Source organism: Litoreibacter meonggei (genome assembly GCF_003663885.1).
In the GTDB taxonomy this organism is placed as follows: Bacteria; Pseudomonadota; Alphaproteobacteria; order Rhodobacterales; family Rhodobacteraceae; genus Litoreibacter; species Litoreibacter meonggei.
Genome location: NZ_RCCE01000009.1, coordinates 30,297 through 52,288 on the forward strand (window position 1 = coordinate 30,297; position 21,992 = coordinate 52,288).

At 53.2% G+C, this 21,992-nt stretch carries 15 protein-coding genes; 13 read left to right on the forward strand and 2 right to left on the reverse strand.

Going from position 1 to position 21,992, the window contains the following annotated elements; translation table 11 throughout:
• Window positions 1-14 precede the first annotated feature (14 nt).
• Genes BCF46_RS18880 through BCF46_RS18895 form a run of 4 tightly spaced genes read left to right on the forward strand, consistent with a single transcriptional unit; the run spans window position 15 to window position 9,441 of the window.
• Window positions 15-3,119, forward strand: a complete 3,105-nt coding sequence (locus BCF46_RS18880; protein WP_121028197.1) for an anti-phage-associated DUF499 domain-containing protein — start codon at window positions 15-17, stop codon at window positions 3,117-3,119.
• A complete protein-coding gene (locus tag BCF46_RS18885; protein WP_121028199.1) occupies window positions 3,119-3,691 on the forward strand; it encodes an anti-phage-associated DUF3780 domain-containing protein in 573 nt (190 codons plus the stop codon). Before BCF46_RS18880 ends, BCF46_RS18885 begins: the two co-directional genes overlap by 1 nt.
• A 10-nt stretch (window positions 3,692-3,701) precedes the next feature.
• Complete coding sequence (locus tag BCF46_RS18890) at window positions 3,702-6,638, forward strand: anti-phage-associated DUF1156 domain-containing protein (RefSeq protein WP_121028201.1); 2,937 nt, start codon at window positions 3,702-3,704, stop codon at window positions 6,636-6,638.
• A 16-nt stretch (window positions 6,639-6,654) separates the two neighbouring features.
• Window positions 6,655-9,441, forward strand: coding sequence for a phospholipase D-like domain-containing anti-phage protein (locus BCF46_RS18895; RefSeq protein ID WP_121028203.1), 2,787 nt, complete (start codon window positions 6,655-6,657; stop codon window positions 9,439-9,441).
• A 330-nt stretch (window positions 9,442-9,771) separates the two neighbouring features.
• Here the strand turns inward: BCF46_RS18895 and BCF46_RS18900 are convergent, their stop codons facing one another.
• Together BCF46_RS18900 and BCF46_RS18905 are read right to left on the reverse strand one after the other, a co-directional pair.
• On the reverse strand, window positions 9,772-10,779 hold the full coding sequence (locus BCF46_RS18900; RefSeq protein WP_121028205.1) for an RcgR family putative quorum lactone hydrolase: 1,008 nt from the start codon (window positions 10,777-10,779) through the stop codon (window positions 9,772-9,774).
• On the reverse strand, window positions 10,769-12,331 hold the full coding sequence (locus tag BCF46_RS18905) for an RcgA family putative transporter (RefSeq protein WP_245990280.1): 1,563 nt from the start codon (window positions 12,329-12,331) through the stop codon (window positions 10,769-10,771). Before BCF46_RS18905 ends, BCF46_RS18900 begins: the two co-directional genes overlap by 11 nt.
• Window positions 12,332-12,482: 151 nt before the next feature.
• Here BCF46_RS18905 and BCF46_RS18910 point away from each other — a divergent pair, with 151 nt between their 5' ends.
• The 9 genes from BCF46_RS18910 (at window position 12,483) to BCF46_RS18950 (ending at window position 21,991) form a co-directional block, all read left to right on the forward strand.
• Window positions 12,483-12,707, forward strand: a complete 225-nt coding sequence (locus tag BCF46_RS18910) for a hypothetical protein (protein WP_121028207.1) — start codon at window positions 12,483-12,485, stop codon at window positions 12,705-12,707.
• Window positions 12,708-13,090: 383 nt separating this feature from the next.
• Window positions 13,091-14,187, forward strand: a protein-coding gene (locus BCF46_RS18915; protein WP_121028209.1) for an IS3 family transposase whose coding sequence is annotated in 2 segments (ribosomal slippage) — window positions 13,091-13,337 and window positions 13,337-14,187 — 1,098 coding nt in all. Because the reading frame shifts where the segments join, the coding sequence is not laid out codon by codon here.
• 235 nt (window positions 14,188-14,422) lie between these two features.
• Window positions 14,423-17,302, forward strand: coding sequence for a monovalent cation/H+ antiporter subunit A (locus BCF46_RS18920; protein ID WP_121028211.1), 2,880 nt, complete (start codon window positions 14,423-14,425; stop codon window positions 17,300-17,302).
• Window position 17,303: 1 nt separating this feature from the next.
• Window positions 17,304-17,660 carry a Na+/H+ antiporter subunit C gene (locus tag BCF46_RS18925; RefSeq protein ID WP_121028213.1) on the forward strand — a complete coding sequence of 119 codons (357 nt, stop codon included), beginning with the start codon at window positions 17,304-17,306 and terminating at the stop codon, window positions 17,658-17,660.
• On the forward strand, window positions 17,657-19,201 hold the full coding sequence (locus BCF46_RS18930; protein WP_121028215.1) for a monovalent cation/H+ antiporter subunit D: 1,545 nt from the start codon (window positions 17,657-17,659) through the stop codon (window positions 19,199-19,201). Before BCF46_RS18925 ends, BCF46_RS18930 begins: the two co-directional genes overlap by 4 nt.
• A 1-nt stretch (window position 19,202) precedes the next feature.
• Entirely contained in the window at window positions 19,203-19,703 is a 501-nt protein-coding gene (locus tag BCF46_RS18935) for a Na+/H+ antiporter subunit E (protein ID WP_121028217.1), read from the forward strand.
• On the forward strand, window positions 19,700-19,987 hold the full coding sequence (locus BCF46_RS18940; RefSeq protein WP_121028219.1) for a K+/H+ antiporter subunit F: 288 nt from the start codon (window positions 19,700-19,702) through the stop codon (window positions 19,985-19,987). Before BCF46_RS18935 ends, BCF46_RS18940 begins: the two co-directional genes overlap by 4 nt.
• Entirely contained in the window at window positions 19,984-20,373 is a 390-nt protein-coding gene (gene mnhG / locus BCF46_RS18945) for a monovalent cation/H(+) antiporter subunit G (protein ID WP_121028221.1), read from the forward strand. Before BCF46_RS18940 ends, mnhG begins: the two co-directional genes overlap by 4 nt.
• Window positions 20,374-20,698: 325 nt before the next feature.
• The gene (locus BCF46_RS18950) at window positions 20,699-21,991 is read left to right on the forward strand and encodes an MgtC/SapB family protein (RefSeq protein WP_121028223.1); all 1,293 of its coding nucleotides are present in this window, start codon (window positions 20,699-20,701) and stop codon (window positions 21,989-21,991) included.
• The last annotated feature ends 1 nt before the right edge of the window (window position 21,992 follow it).

Here is a 21,992-nt window from a genome sequence, read left to right on the forward strand (position 1 = left end):
GAAAAGAGAAATTGATGAGTTCTGGTTATAACATTCCCCTGGTGACGTCGATTTGTGAGCTCAGCCCAGACGCTTTCTCAATGAGTAGGTCTGAACAAGTGGAGCACCTGTCCTCGATTACAGGGGCGGACCTCGCTTCTGCTAAGGCATTCTACGCGCGAAACCACGTAACTAGCGGCATGTCGGAATTTCTTCGTGGCGCTCTGAAGCGCCTTAGCGGCCAAAGTCAGCAAGCTATTTTCGAGCTCAGACAGGCCATGGGCGGAGGTAAGACTCACAACATGATCGCATTGGGCCTTTTGGCTCGCTTCCCTGAGTTGAAAGATTTGCTCCCGGACACGATTACTTCTGGCATGGATGACGAGCCAGCTGTCATCGCCACGGTTAACGGTCGGGATGTACAAAATTTCATTTGGGGGGATATCGCTGAACAGCTCGGTCAGGCTGATACGTTTAGGGATCACTGGATTAATGGGCCAAGGGAGATGACCGAAGGTGATTGGATGCGGCTGATCGGCGATCGTCCTACTCTCATCATGCTTGATGAGTTACCTACGTATCTTGCGATGGCTCACACGAAGTCTGTAGGACAAGGCACCTTGCTGGATCTACTTAAATATTCCCTTGCGAACCTTTTTTCTGCGGCCATGAAGCTTAAGCGCTGTGTTGTGGTGGTTGCATCTCTTGACGCGGCCTACGACGAAGCGCGCAGGATTCTTGGGGGGCAACTTGCTGACCTTCAAAAGGAAACCAGTCGCGGGGCAAAGTCGATCACGCCAGTCGACTTAAACACTGGGGAAATTTACGATATCCTAAGAAAACGCTTGTTCACCAAGCTACCGGATTCAGGTGGGGATGAAGTTGAGCGGGTATCGCAAGCTTACCTTGCCACGTACCAAGAAGCCATTCGGGGCCGCGCCCTCGCCAAATCTGCAGAACAGATGGCAGATGAAATAGTTGGTTCTTACCCGTTTCACCCGAGTTACAAGGACATCCTGTCTCTTTTCAAAGAGAATGAGAAGTTCCGTCAAACCAGAGGTCTGATCCAATTCACTGCGAACCTTTTACGCGGGGTTTGGGCGAACAAGGAAGAAGAGGTGTTTCTGGTTGGGGCTCAGTATCTAGACTTTGCGGACCAGGAAACACGAGACCAAGTCAAGGAGATTGAGCGGTCACTTGAGTCCGCTCTCGCGAGCGATATCTACGACACAGACGGATCAGCGCACGCGCAGGGGATCGATGGGGATCGAAACGATAGGGCCGCTTCCCAGGTCGCGACCCTTCTGTTTATAACTTCATTGTCGGACAACACAGACGGCATTCGCGGCTTGCCACGCGACACGTTGGTCGAGTACTTGGTCGCCCCTGGAAAAGAAGCGACGCGCTTCATCGAAGCTTTTGATCAACTGCGTGACCGATGCTGGTATTTACACAATAGGGATGGAAACAGGTGGTATTTCTCAGACATCGCCAACGTCCGAAAGCAGATTGAAGATAAGGTTGGAAAGGTTCCGCAGGACCGTGTCGACGAAGAAATGCGCCGTCGCCTGACTGACATCTTCAGGCCTGTAACTAAACTCGCTTACGCGGATTTGGTAGTTCTGCCCAGAGTTGACGAAGTGAACTTGACCCCTTCAAAGCGGACCTGTCTAGTTCTCTCCCCTGATGCGAAATCCCCGCCAGCGGCGGCTGCTCGCTTCTTCAATGATGTTGTCTATAAAAATGCTTTCTGCGTCGTTGCAGGCGATGGATCGAAGATGGCTAGTGCGGAAGACAGCGTTCGTCGACTTCTTGCCATTGCCGCCGTGAAGTCGATTGTGGCCGACACGCCTCGTCACCAACGGGAGATCGAAGCGGAGCAGGAAACCACCGAGATCGGGTTTAATTCTACCATAAAGAGCCTCTTCAACGCAGTTTGGTATCCGCAGACCAAGGACCTGAAGAGCGCACGTATCGATCTGAGCCACTACCAGGAAAAGGGCGTTATCCAAGGGGAAAAAGCGGTGGAGGCTGCTCTCTCCGGGGGAGGAGCAAAAAAGCTCGTGGAATTGGACCCCGACCGGATGGATGGTTTGATTCAACGCTGTGAGGATCAGCTATTTCCTGACGCTACTTCTCGAACGCGATGGTCAGATGTGCTGGAGCGGGCTGCGTCAAATGCTCGATGGATCTGGCTTCCCCCTAAGGGTATGGAAGAGATTAAAGCGGCGGCCTTAGCAGAAGGCCGTTGGGTTGAAGAAAACGGATATGTCGACAAGAATCCACCGCCGCCTCATCCCACGATCAGAGTAACACGCATCGGTGGTGATGATGCGATCGGGGAAAGTGAACTTGAAATAGCGGTTTCAAATGCTGGCAAAACTCCTGAGGTGCTCGTCGCTACAGCGAAAGAGGGGCTAAGCTCTGGCGATCTAATTATAGATAGGACGTATCGTACAACTGAAGTGGAACTGTGGTTCCAAATACGCAATTTGGATTCAGGGGATTCTTCCGAGCCATATCGTTGGACAGGTTCAATCAACATTACGCACGACAGACGAGACAACGCGGGGATGTGGCAGGTAGCCCTTGAAGCTAAGCCGGAAGCTGAATTGCGCTGGAACATAACTGGGATCAACCCAAAGGATGGAGCCGTCTATGATGGTACTCCGATTGAGATCGATGGGACCCAGAAAACAACCCTCTACGTCTATGCTGTCAAAGGGGGGGTCTCGGCCGAACGTCGCTTCACTTTTGATGCTGTCGGTGCGAAGAAAACGATAGACAATGACCGTCCTGCAAAAGCGAAGCGGGACTTTCAGTTTGCAACAAAGGGCGAAGTGCTCCGGGTTGTTCGTGCATCTAAGGGACGAGAAACCATCGTGTTCCACGGGGTCAGCGTTACGGTCGGTGAAGGAGAGAAAAGCCTCCGAGTTCGCAGCGGCGGAGATGTTGCTCTGAACGGCCAAGAAATTGAGACGATAATCGAGGGCTTGCGAGCAGCACTCGGACAGGCCGACGCCGAAGTGCAACTCCGGTTCCGAGAGGCTGACTTTCCCGATGGGCATACAATGAAGGATTTCGCGACCCAAGTCGGCATCGATATCTCAGTTGAGGATGTTGAGCAGGAAGGAACGTGATGTCTGAAAAAGCAATCACGCACGGATTTGGAGTGCCGAATGACCCGCTTCCACATCAGTTTCTCGTAAAGATCCCAACAGGCCGCACTGATCCGGTCGAGGTATGGGAAGACTTCGGTGCGGCAGCCTTGGGAACCTCGGCACAAAAGCTGTGTAGAGTTGCGATCCCCCGAGATGCTTGGAGGCAGGTGTCGGAGGGGGTGAAAGGGCATCTAAATCGACGCCTGAAAGAGAAAGACCTAAAGTCGTCCCGTTTCGCCACCGGCGAAAACCGTATCGAACGAATCCTAGGGCGTGAACTCTGCGTACTTGCTTGGACCATCGAGGATGCAACATCCGACGAGGCAGCTATCGCATTCACACGTTGGTCGTCTCATCGCCCGGAAGAGCTCTGGTGGCTGTTTCAGCAGATCGACAAGGATGGAGGTGAGTGGGACAGTCCAAAAAGTGGTTGGCGCGCAGCTATCCGTCATGCGTTGATCCGAGAGGGGGATGAGGTTGCAGCTGCTACCCGTCGACCACGGCCCCAATCCACCGCCGAAAAGACCCCAGATTTATTTAAAGACCTTTGAGGAATTAATAATGACACTTACCGCCAACGAGGCCTCAGAAGTCGTGCCGTTCAGCCTGCGTGATGAACCTTCTTTAATTGAGAAGGCATGGCCGACTGCTAAAATATCGGCGGAGACACAGAAGGAGCGAAAGGCTGTTCAGGGCCAGACCCTGACAGGCCTCGGGTCCTATTGGAAAGGGCGTAAGCCCTTGATCTTGACGCGTGCTTGTGTGCTCGCCACGTTGCTTCCAGCGACGGACGACTTAGAGCGCGATGTCGAAATTTTCGAGAAGCTTATGGGCATGTCGGATGAGACATTCGGGCGGCGTTTTGAAGGCGGTCCGACCGCATTCGCAAAACTATTTCCAGAACACGCCTACGAAGTTGCTGATGACACCGGACGTTGGAACTGGCGGGATGATCTTGACCCGCGCGAGCGTCAGAAACGGATCGCGCGTGCCTTTATGGACATGCCTTATGCACAAAGGCTTGCGCATGTGAAACGGCCAGAGGAGCTGGCGGAACGAGACCTTCTGAGTGGCATATGGCAGGAGGTGAATGATCACCTCGGCACAAGTGCGCGAACGATTGCTGAGTTGGTGGAGCAACTCGGAATAATGCGGTTTGGTCGACGGCCTCTTCTGGCTGATACCTTCTCGGGGTCTGGGTCAATTCCGTATGAGGCTGCACGGGTCGGTTGCGATGTCCTTGCGTCGGATTTGAACCCTGTGGCGTGTATGCTTAGCTGGGCCTCCTTTAATATCGTGGGGGCCAGCCCTGAACGTCACCGGCAGATCGAGCGCGAGATGCAGGATATCGCTGATCGCGTCGATCGAAAGATCAGCGATTTGGGGATTGAGCACGATGAGAAGGGTAATCGCGCAAAACTCTACTTGTATTGCATTGAGACCAAGTGCCCCCGAACTGGTTGGATGGTCCCCCTATCACCAACTTGGATGATCTCGAAAAAGCGGAACACGATTGCGCGTTTGGTCCCAGACCATGCCAACAAGCGCTACGACATTGATATCCTTACTGGGGTCACGGACGCAGAGGTGAAAGCCTCTGAGACCGGTACACTTCAGAAAGGTCGTATGCTCCATCCTATGCTCGATGACGACCTTGGCATCTCTATCAAGGAGATTAGAGGCGATTTCCGAACTGACAGCGGAGTGAACGGAAACCGGCTTCGTCCTTGGCAACAGAACGATGTTTCTCCCCGTCCAGAAGATATTTTTCAAGAGCGCCTTTATGCGATCCAGTGGATGGATGCTGAGGACATCAAGAATGGAAAGGCTAACCCACGTAACTGGTTCGCGTCTGTTACGCCTGACGACTTGTCACGAGAATCAGCAGCTAACGATTACGCAGCGCAAAATCTGGAGAAATGGCGACGCGAAGGATGTGCGCCTGATATGGAGATTGAAACAGGGCAAGAGACTGCTCGTCTGTTGCGCGAAAGAGGGTGGACCCATTGGCACCAGCTTTTCTGTGCACGCCAGCTAATTGCTGGAGCATTAGTCCTGCAAAATGGTCAAAAATCTCCAGAGACGCGCGCACTACTTGCGAGATACATAAACTGGAACTCAAAGCTGTGTCATTACGGTACCGGAGCAGCTCGGGAGTCAACAGCTCAAACATTTTACAACCAAGCACTCAACACTTTCCCAAATTATGGGGTGAGATCGTATGGCTTTGCGCGTTCATTTCTTGACGGCGTCCCTGGAAATGCACCTGTTGGAGGAAATGCCCAAATCAAGAACGCCTCCGCAAAAGACGTTGTTGCAAAGGTGGATATGTACATCACTGACCCTCCTTATGCTGACGCGGTCCAGTACGATGAGATTACTGAGTTTTTCATTGCATGGCTTAGGAAGAATTCACCTGCGCCATTTAACGAATGGATTTGGGACTCTCGCCGAAACCTTGCGATCAAAGGGGAGGGGCAATCGTTTAAAGTAGCGATGATCGACGCCTACAGGGCAATGACTGAGCATATGGCCGACAATGGAATTCAGATTGTCCAGTTCACCCATCAGGACGCGAAGACTTGGTCTGATATGGCTCAAATTTTCTGGGGTGCTGGGCTTCAAGTTGTTCAGGACTGGTACGTTTCAACAGAAACTATGACAGAACTGAAGAAAGGCGGCTACGTTCAGGGCACGCACATGATTGTCTTAAAGAAACGTCAAGGCGCGCTATCTGGGTATACAGACGAAATCGTACACGAAATTCGTGACGAGGTAGAGCGCCAGATTAAAGACATGATCGGCCTTAACGATCAGATGGACGCCGCCAGAGGAGAGAATATTTTCAACGACGCTGACTTGCAGATGGCAGGCTACGCAGCCGCGCTGCGAGTTTTAACCGCCTATACTAAGATCGATGGCAACGACATGACGCGCGAGGCGCTGCGCCCCCGTAAGAAAGGTGAGAAGACCCTCGTCGACGAGCTAACCGAATTCGCCGTTCAGACCGCCAACGAGTTTCTCGTCCCTGAAGGGCTTGAAAGAGAGCTCTGGCTTGATTTCAACGGATCGGAGCGCTTTTACCTCAAGATGATGGATATTGAGGAAGCCGGTGAGGCAAAGTTGGACCAATTCCAAAACTTCGCTAAGGCGTTCCGAGTTGGGGACTATGATGAAATGATGGCATCGAATAGTCCAAACGGCGCTAAGCTCAAAACAGGGACCAAACTTGGCAAAACCTCAATGGCAGAAGGGGTTCCGTTTGGTCGGGATAGCATCGTTCGCCTTACTTTGCGCGCAATATGGCGTGTTGGAAAGGAGGATGAGGTAGAAGATGTTTTAGAAGAACTGCGCGACCTTATTCCAGACTATGTGCGAAAACGCGACGTTCTAGTCCAACTTTGCACGTATATGGCTTCTAAACGAGGGGAGTCTGAGCCTGAAGAGGCTAGCGCGGCTCGGATCCTTGGTACAGCAATCCAGACGGAACGAATTTGATGCGAGAGGTCGCAAGATGGCAGATCTGATCTCTCGCTTCTCTTCACGCAATCAACGTTTGAGCCACGTCTTTTTGAAAGATCGGCTTCAGGGAGCTGAGACCTATGACCGGATCGCAGGGTACTTTCGCTCATCGGTTTTCGACTTAATTCATGAGGAAATCAGCACCATTGGTCGTGTCCGAATTGTTTGTAATGCAGATCTAGACCCTCGTGATTTAACTGCAGCCACCCTTAGTCAAAAGGCGCGTGACCAAGCGCAGGTCGAGCGCTGGCATGAACAAGGTGACGAACTTGATGCCTTGTTGGAGCGTCCACGCTGGCGACGCCTCTATCAAATCCTGACCGCTGGGAATGTTGAGATTAGGGTTGTTTCCCGAGACAATGCTCCATTCTTACACGGGAAGGCTGGCGTGATCACAAGGCCTGACGGCACGACGTCAAGTTTCATCGGATCCATCAATGAGACTGCAAACGGTTGGGCTCAATCCTATGAGATGATCTGGGAAGATCCCGCGCCCGAAGCGGCGACTTGGGTTCAAGATGAGTTTGAATGGCTTTGGAAAAAAGGTGTTCCGCTTTCACAAGCAGTGATCGACGAAATTGGCCGTACTGCCGAGAAGGTCGAAGTGCATGTAGAAGAAATGCGCGATGACCCGATAGGGTTGGCTAAGTCTGTTACGGTGGAGAGTCCGCTCGTGCGCCGCGGAGAGGGCTTGGCTCCATGGCAAAAAGCGTTTGTTAAGATCTTCGTTGAGCACGACCAGAATTATGGTGCAGCCCGCCTTTTGCTCGCCGATGAGGTCGGAGTTGGAAAGACCTTGTCGATGGCTGCGGCGGGCGCTCTAACGGTGTTAATGGGGCAAGGTCCATTTCTAATCCTCTGCCCAGCAACTCTCACTCTTCAATGGCAAATGGAACTTTGGGATAAGCTCGGTCTTCCTGCGTGCGTATGGGGGCGTGCACCACAGAAAGGATGGCTAGATCATCAAGGGCATCTTTATCGGTCTCGTGACCCTGAAGACGTTTTGCGCTGTCCATCTCAGATCGGCATTGTCTCGACGGGACTTCTGGTAAAAGGAGGGCCAGAAGCGCAGGCCCTGATGCGCGGCAACTATGGCATGATTGCCCTTGATGAAGGTCATAAGGCACGTGTGCGCCGTGGTATTGGTATCGAAGAGCCTGAGCCGGGAAAACTCTATCAGGCAATGGAACGACTTGCTGGTCGGACGCGCCATTTAGTTATCGGCACTGCAACCCCTATTCAGACCAATCGGGACGAAATCTGGGATCTGATAAAACTCCTGGCTTATGGGCAGGATCACGTTCTCGGTCGGCCAAGTGTGTCTCGATGGTGGGACGCAGAGCAATCGCTCGACTTGATTTCCGGAAAGGAAACTCTTCCTGACCCAGCAACCGCCTGGCCATGGCTCCGGTCACCGCTGCCTCACTCAAGCGAAGCTTCAGTTTTTCGGGATGTCCGTGACGACCTTATGGTCGAGGATCGCTCATTCTTTACCGACAGGGGCGTTGCGGATCTGGACGATTTCACTCGGGGAGAGCTTGAAGATCTATTGGAGAGCGGTGAGATCGCCCGAAAGCTTCCGTTTATGCGCTATCACAATCCTCTCGGTCGTCATGTGGTTTTGCGGCGTCGTAAGACGTTGGAGGATGCAGGACTTCTAGATAGAATTGCAGTAAATATACACCCGCGAGCGGGGACAGCACCAGGCATATTCGAGAGAAACGCAGTCCGAACGCCCCATTTCTACGATCGCGCTTATGACGAAGTGCGTTTATTCACGCGCGCCATGAAAGCACGTCAAGCTGGGACAGGGTTCCTCGGTAACTTGATGATGCAGCGTATCTGCTCGTCCGTTGCCGCCGGAATTTCGACTGCAACGAAGATGCTAGAACGCAGGCGAGAGGGGCTATTGTCAGAACAGACCGACGATCCAGATCTTCTTGAAGCTATCGAGGATATGGGACTGGAAGCCTATTCCGCTGCCGTTGATGTAGAAGCACAACACCTCGAGCGTGTCCTTGATGTCCTCACATCTGCACGCCAAGAAGATCCCAAAGGGCGCGCTGTGATGCATTACCTTGATCAAGAGGGATGGTTGGCGCTCGGATGCATAATATTTTCACAATACTATGATACGGTCCGTTGGGTCGGAGAGATGGTTAGCGAAAAACATCCAACCGAGCCGGTAGCCGTCTATGCTGGGGTTGGGAAGTCCGGTGTACTTCTTGGAGGAGAGTGGCGGAGCGTGGATCGCGAGGACATCAAAAAGGGAGTCAAAGAGCGTAAGCTTAGGGTCGTCTGTGCCACTGACGCGGCTTGCGAGGGATTAAACCTGCAGACATTGGGTTCTTTGATTAACGTCGACCTACCATGGAACCCTTCTCGGCTTGAGCAGCGAATTGGGCGGATTAAACGGTATGGCCAGCAACGCCGTGAAGTGGATATGGCGAATTTAGTTTATGCAGGAACTATCGACGAAACCGTATATCAACGCCTATCTGAACGGATGCAGGATCGGTATGATATACTGGGCTCGCTACCCGATACGATTGAGGATGACTGGATTGAGGACATTGAGCGCCTTGAGGCGGAGCTTAAGACATTCACGAAGCCAGATAGTCCTGCTGATGTTTTTAGTCTTCGATATGGTGACTTTCTCAGCGTAGATGGAGATGATCGGGGATGGGAAGTCTGGACCAAAGTTGTCGCGCGGCGTGATATTGAAGAGAAGCTGATGCGTCCCTGGAAGAAGCGAGACCAAAACCCAGAAGCGATTTAGCCGCACTTCATGGAACGAATATTTCTGTAAGATGCTGATATATTTTCTATATTTATCGTGAGTGCTGTCTGAAGTTTTGGTTGCGTGTTGCCGTCAGTCACTAGTGTTTCTATGCCGTTCACATGATCCGCATGCATATGTGAGATCACCAAAAGATCGAGTCGCGCTCCTTTACCGTAAGCCTGCTCTGACGCCGCATAGAGTGTTTTGTAACCGCGCCATATGCACGTTCGGTCCAGTTGGGCCAACTTGATTGCGAAAAAATATCGCGAGGTGACGTTTGGGCCAATTTTGGTTGACGCGGCTCATTGATAAGATTCAGAAAATCACTCAATGGTTGCGCTTAAGTAACCGTTTCAAACCCCATCCAGCAACGAGGATGTGGGGAGGTAATGCTAACGAATAATGACCGCAATTCAGCTCCAAAATGCTTGGTTTTGCTCCAGCTTCTATTAGCCTATCCATGAACTGCTTCGATACCTCTGGCAGTACAACCGTATCTCTCTTAGCCAAAACAACATGAAGATCGAGATCAGGCCGTGCAAGCCTGTCCACGTAATTCTCCAAGTTGATTGGACCCCACGCCCTCCTGAGATTAGCTAAGTCAATCTCAAGCTCAAGGCTCTTGCGTATCTTTTGGGTTGCGCGACCCGTCCATACAAAATCCGCGAAGCTTCCCGCCGTGAGAAATAGCGATGCCTTTCGGACAGATTTTTCGTGTGCCGCGACCAGACCCGCAACCCACGAACCCAAACTCATACCAAGAACCGAAATCTCGCCATATCCTTCTGATTTCAACCAACGTATGAGCTTTCGCCCATCCCATACTGCCTGTCTCATTGATTGAATTGTACGACCAAGATTTGGACTAAGGATGTAGTCTGCGTGAGTAGAGTTAGGGCGGCTCCGCTCGAAATGGTAGGGCAAAGCGATCTCAACAACCGTGATGCCTCGCTTTGAGAAAAAGTTGGCAATTTGGCGGTTTCGTGTACTCGCGTTCCAATGATGAAAAACCACTAGAGCGTGGTCAAGGGAACCGCTGTCTGTCACCTTCGCCCAAACCACGTTGTTTACTTCGACGTCTGTTGAAATGCCCGATGGGAACTTTATCCAATCTTCATTCATTTCAAAACCCAGCGTGTCTCCACAAGGATCATCGTAGAAGGTCGTATTGGCGACGGCTGCGTCGGCAAGATCGCAAAATTCTGCGATACCTGTTGCATTTGTCGCCACTGAAAACCCAACCTCCGCATCAAGTTCGAAATCCGCTGTATGCTTCACGTCATCGCCGCGCTGCGCCCGCCGTTCGTCCCAATTATCCAACCATTTATGATACAACCTGATTGTCCTTCCGTTTGCTCTCTGTCCGTTTTCCTAAAGCTGGATCGAAGAGGCCGTACACAGCGACCAATAATCCGACACAAAGTAGGATCGAAAAACCAGCGAAAGCACCAATCATCAAATAGCCAATGGTGAGTAGTGCAACGATTGCCGTCATTTTCACCGAAGCCTCATGAAACGAGCTACCGAGACCAATTCTGATGGAACCATAAAAAAACGGGGTACATGTCGCCAAAGTAACCAACAAGCTGGTGTAGTGTGTTGGTCTGCGGAATGTATTCTCAGGGTTCAACACCTCTGATCCCCTCAACACTGAAAGCATGTCCTCAACCAGCCAACGTAGGATACTTGTTCCGCTCGACGTTAAATAGAAGCTTTGTAACTTCATACAGGTTGCAACCATGATCCCTAAAAGAGTGCAGCGGAATATACCACGCATTACTCTCAGGCTGACTTCATGAGCGTCTTCTTCTGAGGCAACGTTAGAGTGGCTGGCAATGTCCCAAAGGTCGTAGGCTAGCGTGTAGAGCAAAATGAGACCTGCAAATAGCAGATAGAAACAAATACACATGTATAGGTAAGCGAAACCAGTGAATGCGAAGGCTTGCGGCACTGATATGACGTCTGGACGTACAAGCGCCAATGTTCCCCAGTCTATAGCGTAGTCGCCCCCTCCGCTCGATAACGACACAAAGCGAACACCTATCCACTGAAAAAGGCCAGCAAACCCAATACATATCAGAAAAACAGACCAATACGTGTAGGATGAACCTTTAATCCTACGTGCCCAATCACCCGCACTGCTCGTTCGTTCAGCTTCCGTTAAAAACGTCAAACGGCCTTCATTTTTCCAGAAAACAAGCAGCTCAATGACGAACGCACAAAACAACGGCAGGAAGACCATAAACAAGAACGTCCAATTTGGTGCCCAGAGGAAACCAACTTGCTTCAAGGTCGCATCCGTATCGCCATAGGTGACGTTGTGAATACCCAGAAAATATGACGAAAATCCAAGCGCGACAGCCCCTGCAAAAATAGAAGAAGGTAAGTCTAGCGGAGACCCAGAAAAAATTGCTTCTGAACGCCTTGCAAGGCTAAATCCTTGTATCGGAAAAGTAAGAACATTGAGGTTTTCGGTCTCTTCCACCAACGCTTTGGTTGCCAGCTTCCTCTTTGCCGCTTTTCTCTCGTTCGTCAGCCTTTCTTTTGCCGCTGTCAGTTCAGCTTGCCATAGGCTTGCGGCTTCGGGATCGTTGCACCCAAAGATACGTGCCAGCCAACGGATATTGGTGGAACTGATGCCATGATCATTATCTTGAAACCAGACTTGCACGGTCCGCAGATCTATACCGTCACGATTTACATCAATGGCCGAAATTGCTTCGACGAGTAGGTCCGCAGTCCAAGGGCCGTCAGCCAAGCCATGCTGATCTACAGGACGTCCAGCACCTTCCGCCGCCAAGCGGGAAAAAAGCGCTTTGAAGTTTCCGGAGAAATTCTGCGGTGCAACAAAATACTTACCGTTCTTTATCAGGCTGTTATGAGGCACTTTTTCGTTCCCCTGCGCAACTGTGCGTTCTTTTTCGTGCTTATGCAGAAATTCTATTCACAACTAGTACGGGTACTTCCTGCTGCCAAATGCAGAAGTCAAAAACCAAATTTTTAGGCATTTCTTCGCCGCAAATTCAGGGGCCTTCATCATGACAACTGCTATCAATGCGTTGACCAAATCGACCCGACCTAGTTTATCAACCACTACGAAGACCGCTCGCCAGGAAGTAAAACAACGTCAGCACGCAGAACCAATCAAATTCATCCTTGATAAGGACACGCGGGATGTTGTCGGGTGGCTCTATAAATGGAACACGGGCGCACTTGTCCCAATGTGGAAAGATGGTGCCTGTCAGAACGTCATTTATGAATGATGTGGGCTGTCGGGAGGATTGAATCGTGATTATTTTAGGTCAGCAATACTGACTTATTTAACATAACAGTTCTTATGCGATTTTTATCAGGCGGCAAAATTTCCTAATGGAATTCGTATATAATGGGACTGAAATAATGAGGTTCAGAACCATTAGCCGCCGTTCGTGCAGCACGCAGCGAAGGTGTCGAACGAGCCCATTGTGTGAATTTGCTTTTCTCGCCGCGCGCGCTCGCAGCGCGGAGAATGCTGCGTTAGCGTAAAATTCGGTGCTGCCACGCGGCGAGAGAACCAGCCATTCGTGCAAAGTGCAGCAGGGATTGACCTGCGCCCCTAAAACTCCTCCAAATTTGTGTAGAGTCCGCCCAACAAAAGGACGGACAAATGAAGGCACGATTTACGGATGAACAGATCGTTGCGATGATCAAAGAACAGGAAGCTGGCGAGAAGACTGCCGATGTATGTCGGCGGCACGGGATCAGCTCAGCGACGTTCTATAAATACAAATCGAAGTATGGCGGCAAGGAGCCATCTGACGCGAAGTGGTTGCGAGCGTTGGAAGACGAGAACGGCAAGCTGAAGAAGCTTTTGGCAGAACAGATGTTGGACAACTCTATGTTGCGAGACATCAATTCAAAAAAATGGTGACGCCCGTTGGGAAGCGGAAAGCTGTGGTGCATTTGATGGAGGTTCATCAGGTCAGCCAGCGACGGGCGTGCGATGTGCTGCAAGGTGATCGGTCTTCGGTGCGGTATCTGTCGCGTCGTGGTGATGATGCGGCACTGCGAGATGCCATCAAGCGCGTTTCGCGGGAACGGCGACGATTTGGGTGCCGTCGTATCCACGTGATGATCGCGCGGGAAGGTTTTGTGGTGAACCACAAGAAAGTCAGGCGCATCTACCGCGAAGAGAAGCTGCAGGTGCGTCGTAGAGGCGGCAGAAAGCGCGCTTTGGGCACGAGGAAGCCGATGGCGCTGCCTGAAGGCCCGAACCGACGCTGGAGCTTAGACTTTGTGTCAGATGCGCTGACGGATGGTCGAAGGTTTCGTATTCTTGCCGTCGTTGATGACTTCAGCCGTGAGAACTTGATGCTGGTGGCTGATACTTCGTTGACTGGCCACCGCGTTTCCCGCGAGTTGGATCGGATCATCGCGGAACGCGGTATGCCAAAGACAATCGTGTCGGACAACGGCACTGAGTTCACCAGCATGGCCATCCTCAAATGGGTTCAGGATACGGGCATCGACTGGCACTACATCGCACCTGGGAAGCCCCAACAGAACGGTTTCATTGAAAGCTTCAACGGCAAACTGCGAGACGAATGCCTCAACGAAACGCTGTTCGCCACATTGGGCGATGCGCGGACCACGCTGGAAGAATGGCAGGAAGACTACAACTGGCGCAGACCACATTCAGCATTAGGCAATCTGACACCGATAGAATTTTTGCAGAGAAAGGCGATGGACAAGATGGCGGCCTAACGCCAAAGATTTAACTCCAAGGACTCCGCGTAAAGCTGGAGGGAACTTGGGGCTCAGGTCACGTTCTGACAGTGAAGGTAGAGACCAACCATTCGCTGAACCCGCGGAACGCCGAAAAACTCATAGCGAAAAGCAGACATGTGACAGGCACTGCCGTGTAAAAGGTTTCATTTGTGGTATTGCTGACTCCGCCTAGATTTGTGCAAGATCACATCCTGACCATTCTGGAGTTTCCATGTCCCTCATCTTTGTCGTTGCATTGCCGTTCTTTGGCGCACTTCTGCCAGGCTTGATGAATTCGGCCGGCCGTTCTGCCTGCGCTGGCGTGACTTTTGCTGTCTCTTTGGCTGCCTTCATTGGTATTCTGACTAATCTGCCAATGGTTCTGGCGGGCGAAGTCGTAATGGCACGGGTTGATTGGATGCCTTCGCTCGGCTTGAACTTCACGCTGATGCTGGACGGTCTGGGCTTTTTCTTTGCCCTGTTGATTCTGGGCATTGGCTTGCTGATCATCGCCTACGCGCGTCACTACCTTAGCCGTGATGACAACATGGGTGAGTTTTTCACCTATTTGCTGCTCTTCCAAGGCGCGATGGTAGGCATCGTTTTAAGCGATAACATCCTGCTTCTGCTGGTTTTTTGGGAGCTGACTTCACTTTCCTCGTTCCTGCTCATCGGTTATTGGAAGCACCTGCCCGAGGGCCGGCAGGGTGCGCGGATGGCCTTGATGGTCACGGGCATGGGCGGTCTGGCGATGATTGGTGGCATGCTGATCTTGGGCCAGATTGTCGGCAGCTACGACCTGAGCGTGATCTTGCAGAACCGCGAGCTTATTCAGGCTGATCCGCTCTATGTTCCGGCGCTTATCCTGATCCTGCTGGGCTGTTTCACCAAGTCCGCCCAGTTTCCGTTCCATTTCTGGTTGCCCCACGCCATGGCGGCCCCGACGCCGGTATCGGCCTATCTGCACTCGGCCACGATGGTAAAGGCGGGCATCTTTCTGATGGCGCGCATGTGGCCGGTTCTATCCGGTACGCCTGAATGGTTCATGATTGTCACCATCGCCGGTCTGGTCACGATGGTGCTGGGGGCGTTGATCGCGCTGTTCAAACATGATCTCAAGGCACTGCTGGCCTTTTCGACGGTCAGCCATCTGGGTTTGATCACCATGCTTTTGGGCACGGGTACGGCGTTTGGCGCGATGGCTGCGGTGTTTCACATTCTCAATCACGCGACATTCAAGGCGGCCCTATTCATGTCCGCCGGGATCATCGATCACGAGGCACATACCCGCGATATTCGCCGTTTGGGCGGTTTGCGCAAACTGATGCCCGTGACCTTCATGATCGCATCGCTTGCCGCATTGTCGATGGCGGGGATACCACTGCTGAACGGATTCCTGTCCAAGGAAATGATGCTGGAGGAAGCCCTTCATACCAAGCTCTTTGGTATGCCTTGGCTGGTCCCGGCGCTGGCGACGTTTGGATCGCTGTTGTCCGCCGCATATTGTTTCCGACTGATCGGGCATGTGTTCCTTGGTCCGGTGCGCGATGATTACCCTGCCAAGCCGCATGATCCCGGAGCGGGTCTGTGGGTGCCGCCTGCCATTCTGGTGGTGCTGGTCGTTATGATCGGTGTTGCTCCGTTTTTGGCCGAACCGTTTGTAAAGCTGGTGACAGCATCGGTCCTGGGTGATGCCGCCGAGGTGCCAAAAGCATACTTCAAGATTTGGCATGGGCTGGTGCCCGCCCTTTACATGTCGATCATCGCCGTTGTCGGCGGTTTGCTGATGCTTGCCATCTTCACGCCTGCACTGCGCTTGTGGGACGCGACGCCGCGCCCCGAAGCCAAGACAATACTGGACGCCATCGTCGCGACCATCGTGGCCCTTGCCCGGCAAATCATTCTGCCGCTGCACAATGGTGCCTTCACACGCTATGCGGCGATCGCATCGGTGGCGATCATTGCGGCGGGCTTTCATGCGTGGAACACTGGAACGGTCGGGGCCGCCACACGCGTGATGCAGGCCGCCGGCCCGGTGCCCATCGCGGGTTGGTTGATGCTGGTGGCCGCAACAGCTGGGATGGTTTTGCTGCACCGTAATCGCCTTTTGTCGCTGATACTGATCGGTATCGTAGGCCTTATGGTATCCGTCGGGTTTGTGTTTTTCAGCGCGCCCGATCTGGCAATGACGCAATTCACCGTCGAAGTGGTGACGATCATCCTGCTGCTGCTTGCCCTCAATTTCCTGCCAAACCGCACGCCCATAGAAAGCACGGTTCTGCGGCGTGTGCGTGATACCGGTGTGGCGGTGGCGGGCGGGCTGGCGACCTTTGCACTGGCCTATTACTATCTGTTGCGCGATGCGGTTGGCACGCCGATTTCTGAATTCCATCTGGCCAATTCCTACAAGGGCGGCGGCGGCACCAATGTGGTCAATGTGATCCTTGTCGATTTTCGGGGTTTTGACACCTATGGCGAAATCATTGTGCTGGGGATCGCAGCCTTGCTGATCTACGCACTGACGGAAACATTGCTGGGCGGCCCGGTGCGCGCACGGCTTTTGAACCGCCAGCCGGATCAGGAGCGGGCCGGGGACGTCCACCCGATGATGATGGTTGTCCTGACACGGGTTCTGATGCCGGTGATCCTGCTGGTCGGGTTCTACATCTTTTGGCGCGGTCACAATGAACCTGGCGGTGGTTTCATCGCAGGTTTAATCGTCTCAATCGGTGTTGTGATGCAGTACATGGCAAGCGGATTTGTCTGGACGTCGGCACGGCTGAGGTATCCCTACCACGGCGTGATCGGTGCGGGTGTCCTGATTGCCGGATTAACTGGTATCGGCTCATGGTTTGTCGGCAAACCGTTCCTGACGTCTGATTTTACCTATGTCCGCATCCCGCCTTTTGAAAAGTTCGAACTGGCGACAGCAGCACTGTTTGATCTGGGGGTATTTCTGGCAGTTGTCGGGGCTGTTATGCTCTCGCTGGAAAGCTTCTCGCGCCTTGCACGCCGTGCGCATGTGCCCGACAACGAACATCCGATGGACATCGACCCATCGCGCGATGATCCGCTGCAAATTGGTGCCAAACCGGCAAAGGAAGGAGGCTGATATGGAATTTCTCGTCGCCTCTGCCGTTGGAGTCATGACTGCCGGTGGACTTTACTTGATGTTTCGGCTGCGGACGTTCCCGGTGATTTTGGGCATGTCGCTGCTAACCTATGCCGTCAACGTGTTCCTGTTTGCGTCAGGCCGTCTGACCACCGGTGCTCCGCCAATCCTGAGCGACGGTGTGAGCGTTTATACTGATCCACTGCCACAGGCGCTGGTGCTGACCGCCATCGTCATTTCATTCGGCATGACGGCCGTGGTGGTGATGATCGGCCTCGGTGCGTTTCTGGGGTCGGATGACGATCATGTCGACGATCAGCTCGATGACGAAAACGAAGAAGCGCGGGGCAAATCATGAACCATTGGATCATCGCCCCTATTGTACTGCCTGCCCTTCTTGCGCCGTTCATTGTTCTGGCCGCACGGTATCACATTGGTATCCAGCGCGCCTTCTCGGTTGCTGGGGTCCTGATGCTGGTCGGCATTGCGGCGGGACTGGCCGTGCAGGTGTCGGGCGGCGATATCGTGCTCTATCAGCTCAGCGATTGGGCAGCCCCCTTTGGCATCGTCCTTGTCGGGGACAGGCTTTCGACACTGATGGTTCTGCTCACGGCGGTACTGGCGCTGTTTGTGCTGCTGTATGCTATTGGCTCCGGCTGGGACAATCGCGGGCGGCATTTCCATGCGCTGTTCCAATTCCAACTGATGGGGATCATGGGCGCGTTCCTGACCGGCGACCTGTTCAACCTCTTTGTCTTTTTCGAAGTGCTGCTGATCGCCTCCTACGGGCTGATGATCCATGCAGGCGGCAATGCGCGGCTGCGGGCAGGTGTGCAATACGTGCTGTTCAACCTCATCGGTTCAACGCTCTTCCTGTTTGCGCTCGGGTCGATCTATGCTGAAACGGGCACGCTGAACATGGCCGATCTGGCCAATCGGGTTGCATTGATTGCACCCGAAGATACGGTTGGCATCCGCGTCGCGGCGGTGCTGTTGCTGCTGGTCTTTGCGATCAAGGCCGCCGTTGTGCCGCTGCATTTCTGGCTGCCCTCCAGCTACGCTGAGGCCCCCGCCCCCGTTGCCGCCCTGTTTGCGATCATGACAAAGGTGGGGGCCTACGCGATCATCCGGGTCTATACGATGATCTTTCCACCGGACCTCGCGGTCACTGCGGGCCTGCACGACCTATGGCTGCTGCCTGCCGCCTTGCTGTCGTTGGCTGTCGGGATGGTTGGTGTGCTGGCTGCCAAACGGCTGGACCGGCTTGTGGCTTTTTCGGTTATTGGTTCTATGGGCATGGTGATGGTGTCAATCTCGCTCTTTACACCAGCAGGCATCGCGGCGGCGCTCTACTACATTGTTCACTCAACGCTGGCCGGTGCGGCATTGTTCCTGATCTCTGATCTGGTGCGTACTGGGCGGGCCAATCTGGAGCTAACGGCACAGCCACCCGTCGCGGGCACGGCGCTGACTGCCGCGCTGTTCTTTGCTGGTGCAATTGCGATGGCAGGCCTGCCACCACTGTCGGGCTTCCTTGGTAAAATGCTGGTTCTGGATGCTGCCTATACCTCAGACCTCATGGTCTGGATCTGGGTCATTGTGCTGGGTTCCAGCCTGATCAGCATCGTTGGTTTCGCGCGGGCGGGCAGCACTCTGTTCTGGAAAGCCCACAGCATTACACTGCCCGAGGATGCCGTCGTCATGTCGCGTCCTGCACCCTTGTCATATGTTGCAGTGGGTGGGCTGATCTCGCTTTTGGTAGCGCACACCGTCTTTGCGGGTCAGATGCATGCCTACACCACATCCATGGCAGCGCAGTTATTTACGCCCGAACCCTATATTTCGACCGTGGTGGACACACCCGGCAAGATGAGCAAACCGACAAAGAAGGATCATTGATATGGCGCGCGCATTCTATTGGCTGCTGCCCCATCCGCTGCTGACGCTTCTGTTGGCGGTGGTCTGGACGCTTTTACAGAACGAGTTTTCCGCAGGAATGATGGTCTTTGGCCTCATCCTTGGGACCATCATCCCATGGGTGACGTCGGTCTGGTGGCCGGACACGCCCAAGAGTTTTCAGCTGGGGAAGATGATAACATACAGCATCATGGTGATGTGGGATATATTAGTCGCCAATCTGCAAGTGGCGTGGATCGTCTTGACCGTCCCAAATTCGAAACTGAAACCGGCGTGGATCGTGGTGCCACTGGAATTGAGCCAGCCCGAGGCAATTACCGTGCTTGCCGGTACGATTACGCTGACACCCGGCACGGTTTCTGCGGACTTGTCTGATGAAGGGCACAGCCTTCTTGTGCACGTGCTGCACACCGACGACCCTGATGCTGTGCGCGACGAGATCATCATCCGCTACCAGCGCCGACTGAAGGAGATTTTTCTATGACGTTCGCTTCTGGATTTATGGATATCGCCTTGGTTGTCGCTTTCGTTGTCCTGGCATTGGGTCAGATACTGTCGATGGTGCGTTTGGTATTGGGCCCGACCCAGGGCGACCGGATCCTTGCCCTTGATACGATGGTGATCAACGCATTGGGCCTGGTCGTCGTTCTTGGCATTTATCAGGGTGTGCAAATTTACTTCGAAGTTTCCCTGCTGATCGCGATGTTGGGATTTGTCTCAACCGTCGCGTTGGCGCGGTTCTTGTTGCGGGGGGACATCATCGAATGAGTGGCGAAATCCTCGGAACCGTTGCGACTGCATTGTGTTTGCTGATCGGTTCAGGGTTCATAATCGTGGGCGTCATCGGCCTTTTGAAGTTCAATGATCCCATGACTCGTTTGCATGCGCCGACAAAGGTGGGGACCATTGGCATCGGTATGTTGCTGCTGGCCTCAATGATCCATTCATTCGTCTTGGGCGAAACATCGGTGCACGAGATTCTAATCATGGCGTTTTTGTTTGTAACTGCACCGATATCAGCACATTTTATTGCAAAAGTCAGCATTCACCGCCGCTCCTGCGATACACCACCAGCGCCACCTCGCGATGACACATGGTCAACCCTCAGTGCACCAGAGGCAGACCGGAAGAGCGAAAGCACCGTCCAAGAATAGGATAGCGGCGATTTTGCTCAGATCGGCAGGCCGCTTAGGGCGCATCTAACCAATTTGCCATATTGCTGCGAATGTCTGCTTGCAAGATGCTCGGTAAGTTAACTCCGACTGAAGCGCCCTTAAAACAGGATTGGCGAAGTGCATACATTGCGTGAGCGGACCATCGTTGCACCACAAGGAAATCACCGAACCAAGGGCTGTCTGTTGTGGTCGTATATTTAGTATTCTAGTGCTGACGTACAAACACTTCAGGAAACTCATTTGCCGTCAGAAAACGATCGCTGCAAGAATTGTAGCTCAGGGAAACAACAATTAGGGTCGCTGGATGGAAACAGAACCGGAAGCATTCTACGCATTGATTGAGGCCCTTGGGATTGGGCTCCTGATCGGGATTGAACGCGAACGTAGCACGCACACGCCAAGCGAGGGTGCATCATCGGGTATCCGCACCTTTACTTTGGCGTCGCTGATTGGCGCTATCAGCGTGATGACTGGTGGCGTTCCGTTGTTAATGGTTGCAGTTGTTGTGGTTGCAATCGCCCGGATCGTTTCCGTTGCGCAACAGACCGATCCAAATATTGGCCTTACAACCAGTCTGGCGCTCGTTTCAGTCGTACTCCTGGGTGGCTTGGCGACGGAAACTGCCTTGCTTGCGGCTGGCGTCGCTGTGGTCATCGCGTCGTTGCTTGCCGCGCGGGAAATGCTGCACGGGTTCAGCCGTTCGGTTCTGACAGCAGTGGAGCTACGCGACGGCCTTATCCTTGGTGTTTCGATCCTGGTGATCCTACCTATTCTTCCAAACCTAGAGGTCGGTCCTGGCGGAGCGCTGAATCCGCGGGCCCTCTTTATCATCGTTGTGGTTATCATGTTGATCAGTGCAGCGGGTCATATAGCAACAAGGATCATCGGCGCGCGATTTGGATTGCCTATAAGTGGTTTTTTGTCTGGCTTTGTGTCGAGTACGTCAACAATTCTAGCACTTGGTCAGCGCGCCGCCGAAAAGCCAGAAGACGCAAAAAGCGCCGCTGCCGGGGCGACACTTTCCTCGGTGTCTTCACTCGTCCAAATCGGAATCATCCTGCTGGCATTGAGCCCTGCCATGTTCACCGCGGGCCTTCCCATCCTGTTTGCCGCAGGCCTCGCAGCCGCATTGCACGGGGCTGCAATCTTCTTTTTGGCGTTGCGCCACAAAGTGGAGCCCGCGGAACTGGAGCTGCCATCGCAGGTCTTTTCGGTCAAAGGGGCACTTAGTTTCGCGCTCGTCGTTGCGATTGTCATGTTGATCTCTGCAACGCTCAATGACGTGTTCGGGAACACAGCTGTACTCGCGACCGTTGCGCTCGCTGGTCTGGTCAGCACGAATTCCGCATCGGTCGCTCTTGCATCGCTCGTAGCAGCCGGACAAATCTCGGCCGTAGACGGAGTGCTTCCGCTGGCTGCTGCGTTGACCACTAACACACTCATTCGGCTCGTGATCGCATGGCGCGGAAAGAACGTGACTTTTAAAAGAATCGTCGCACTTGGCCTCTTACTCCAGCTGGCAACAATTTGGTTGGTCTGGAGGCTGGCTGAATTCCTTCGCGAATGGTTTGCTGATTTGTCCGCGATCATTTCCTAAT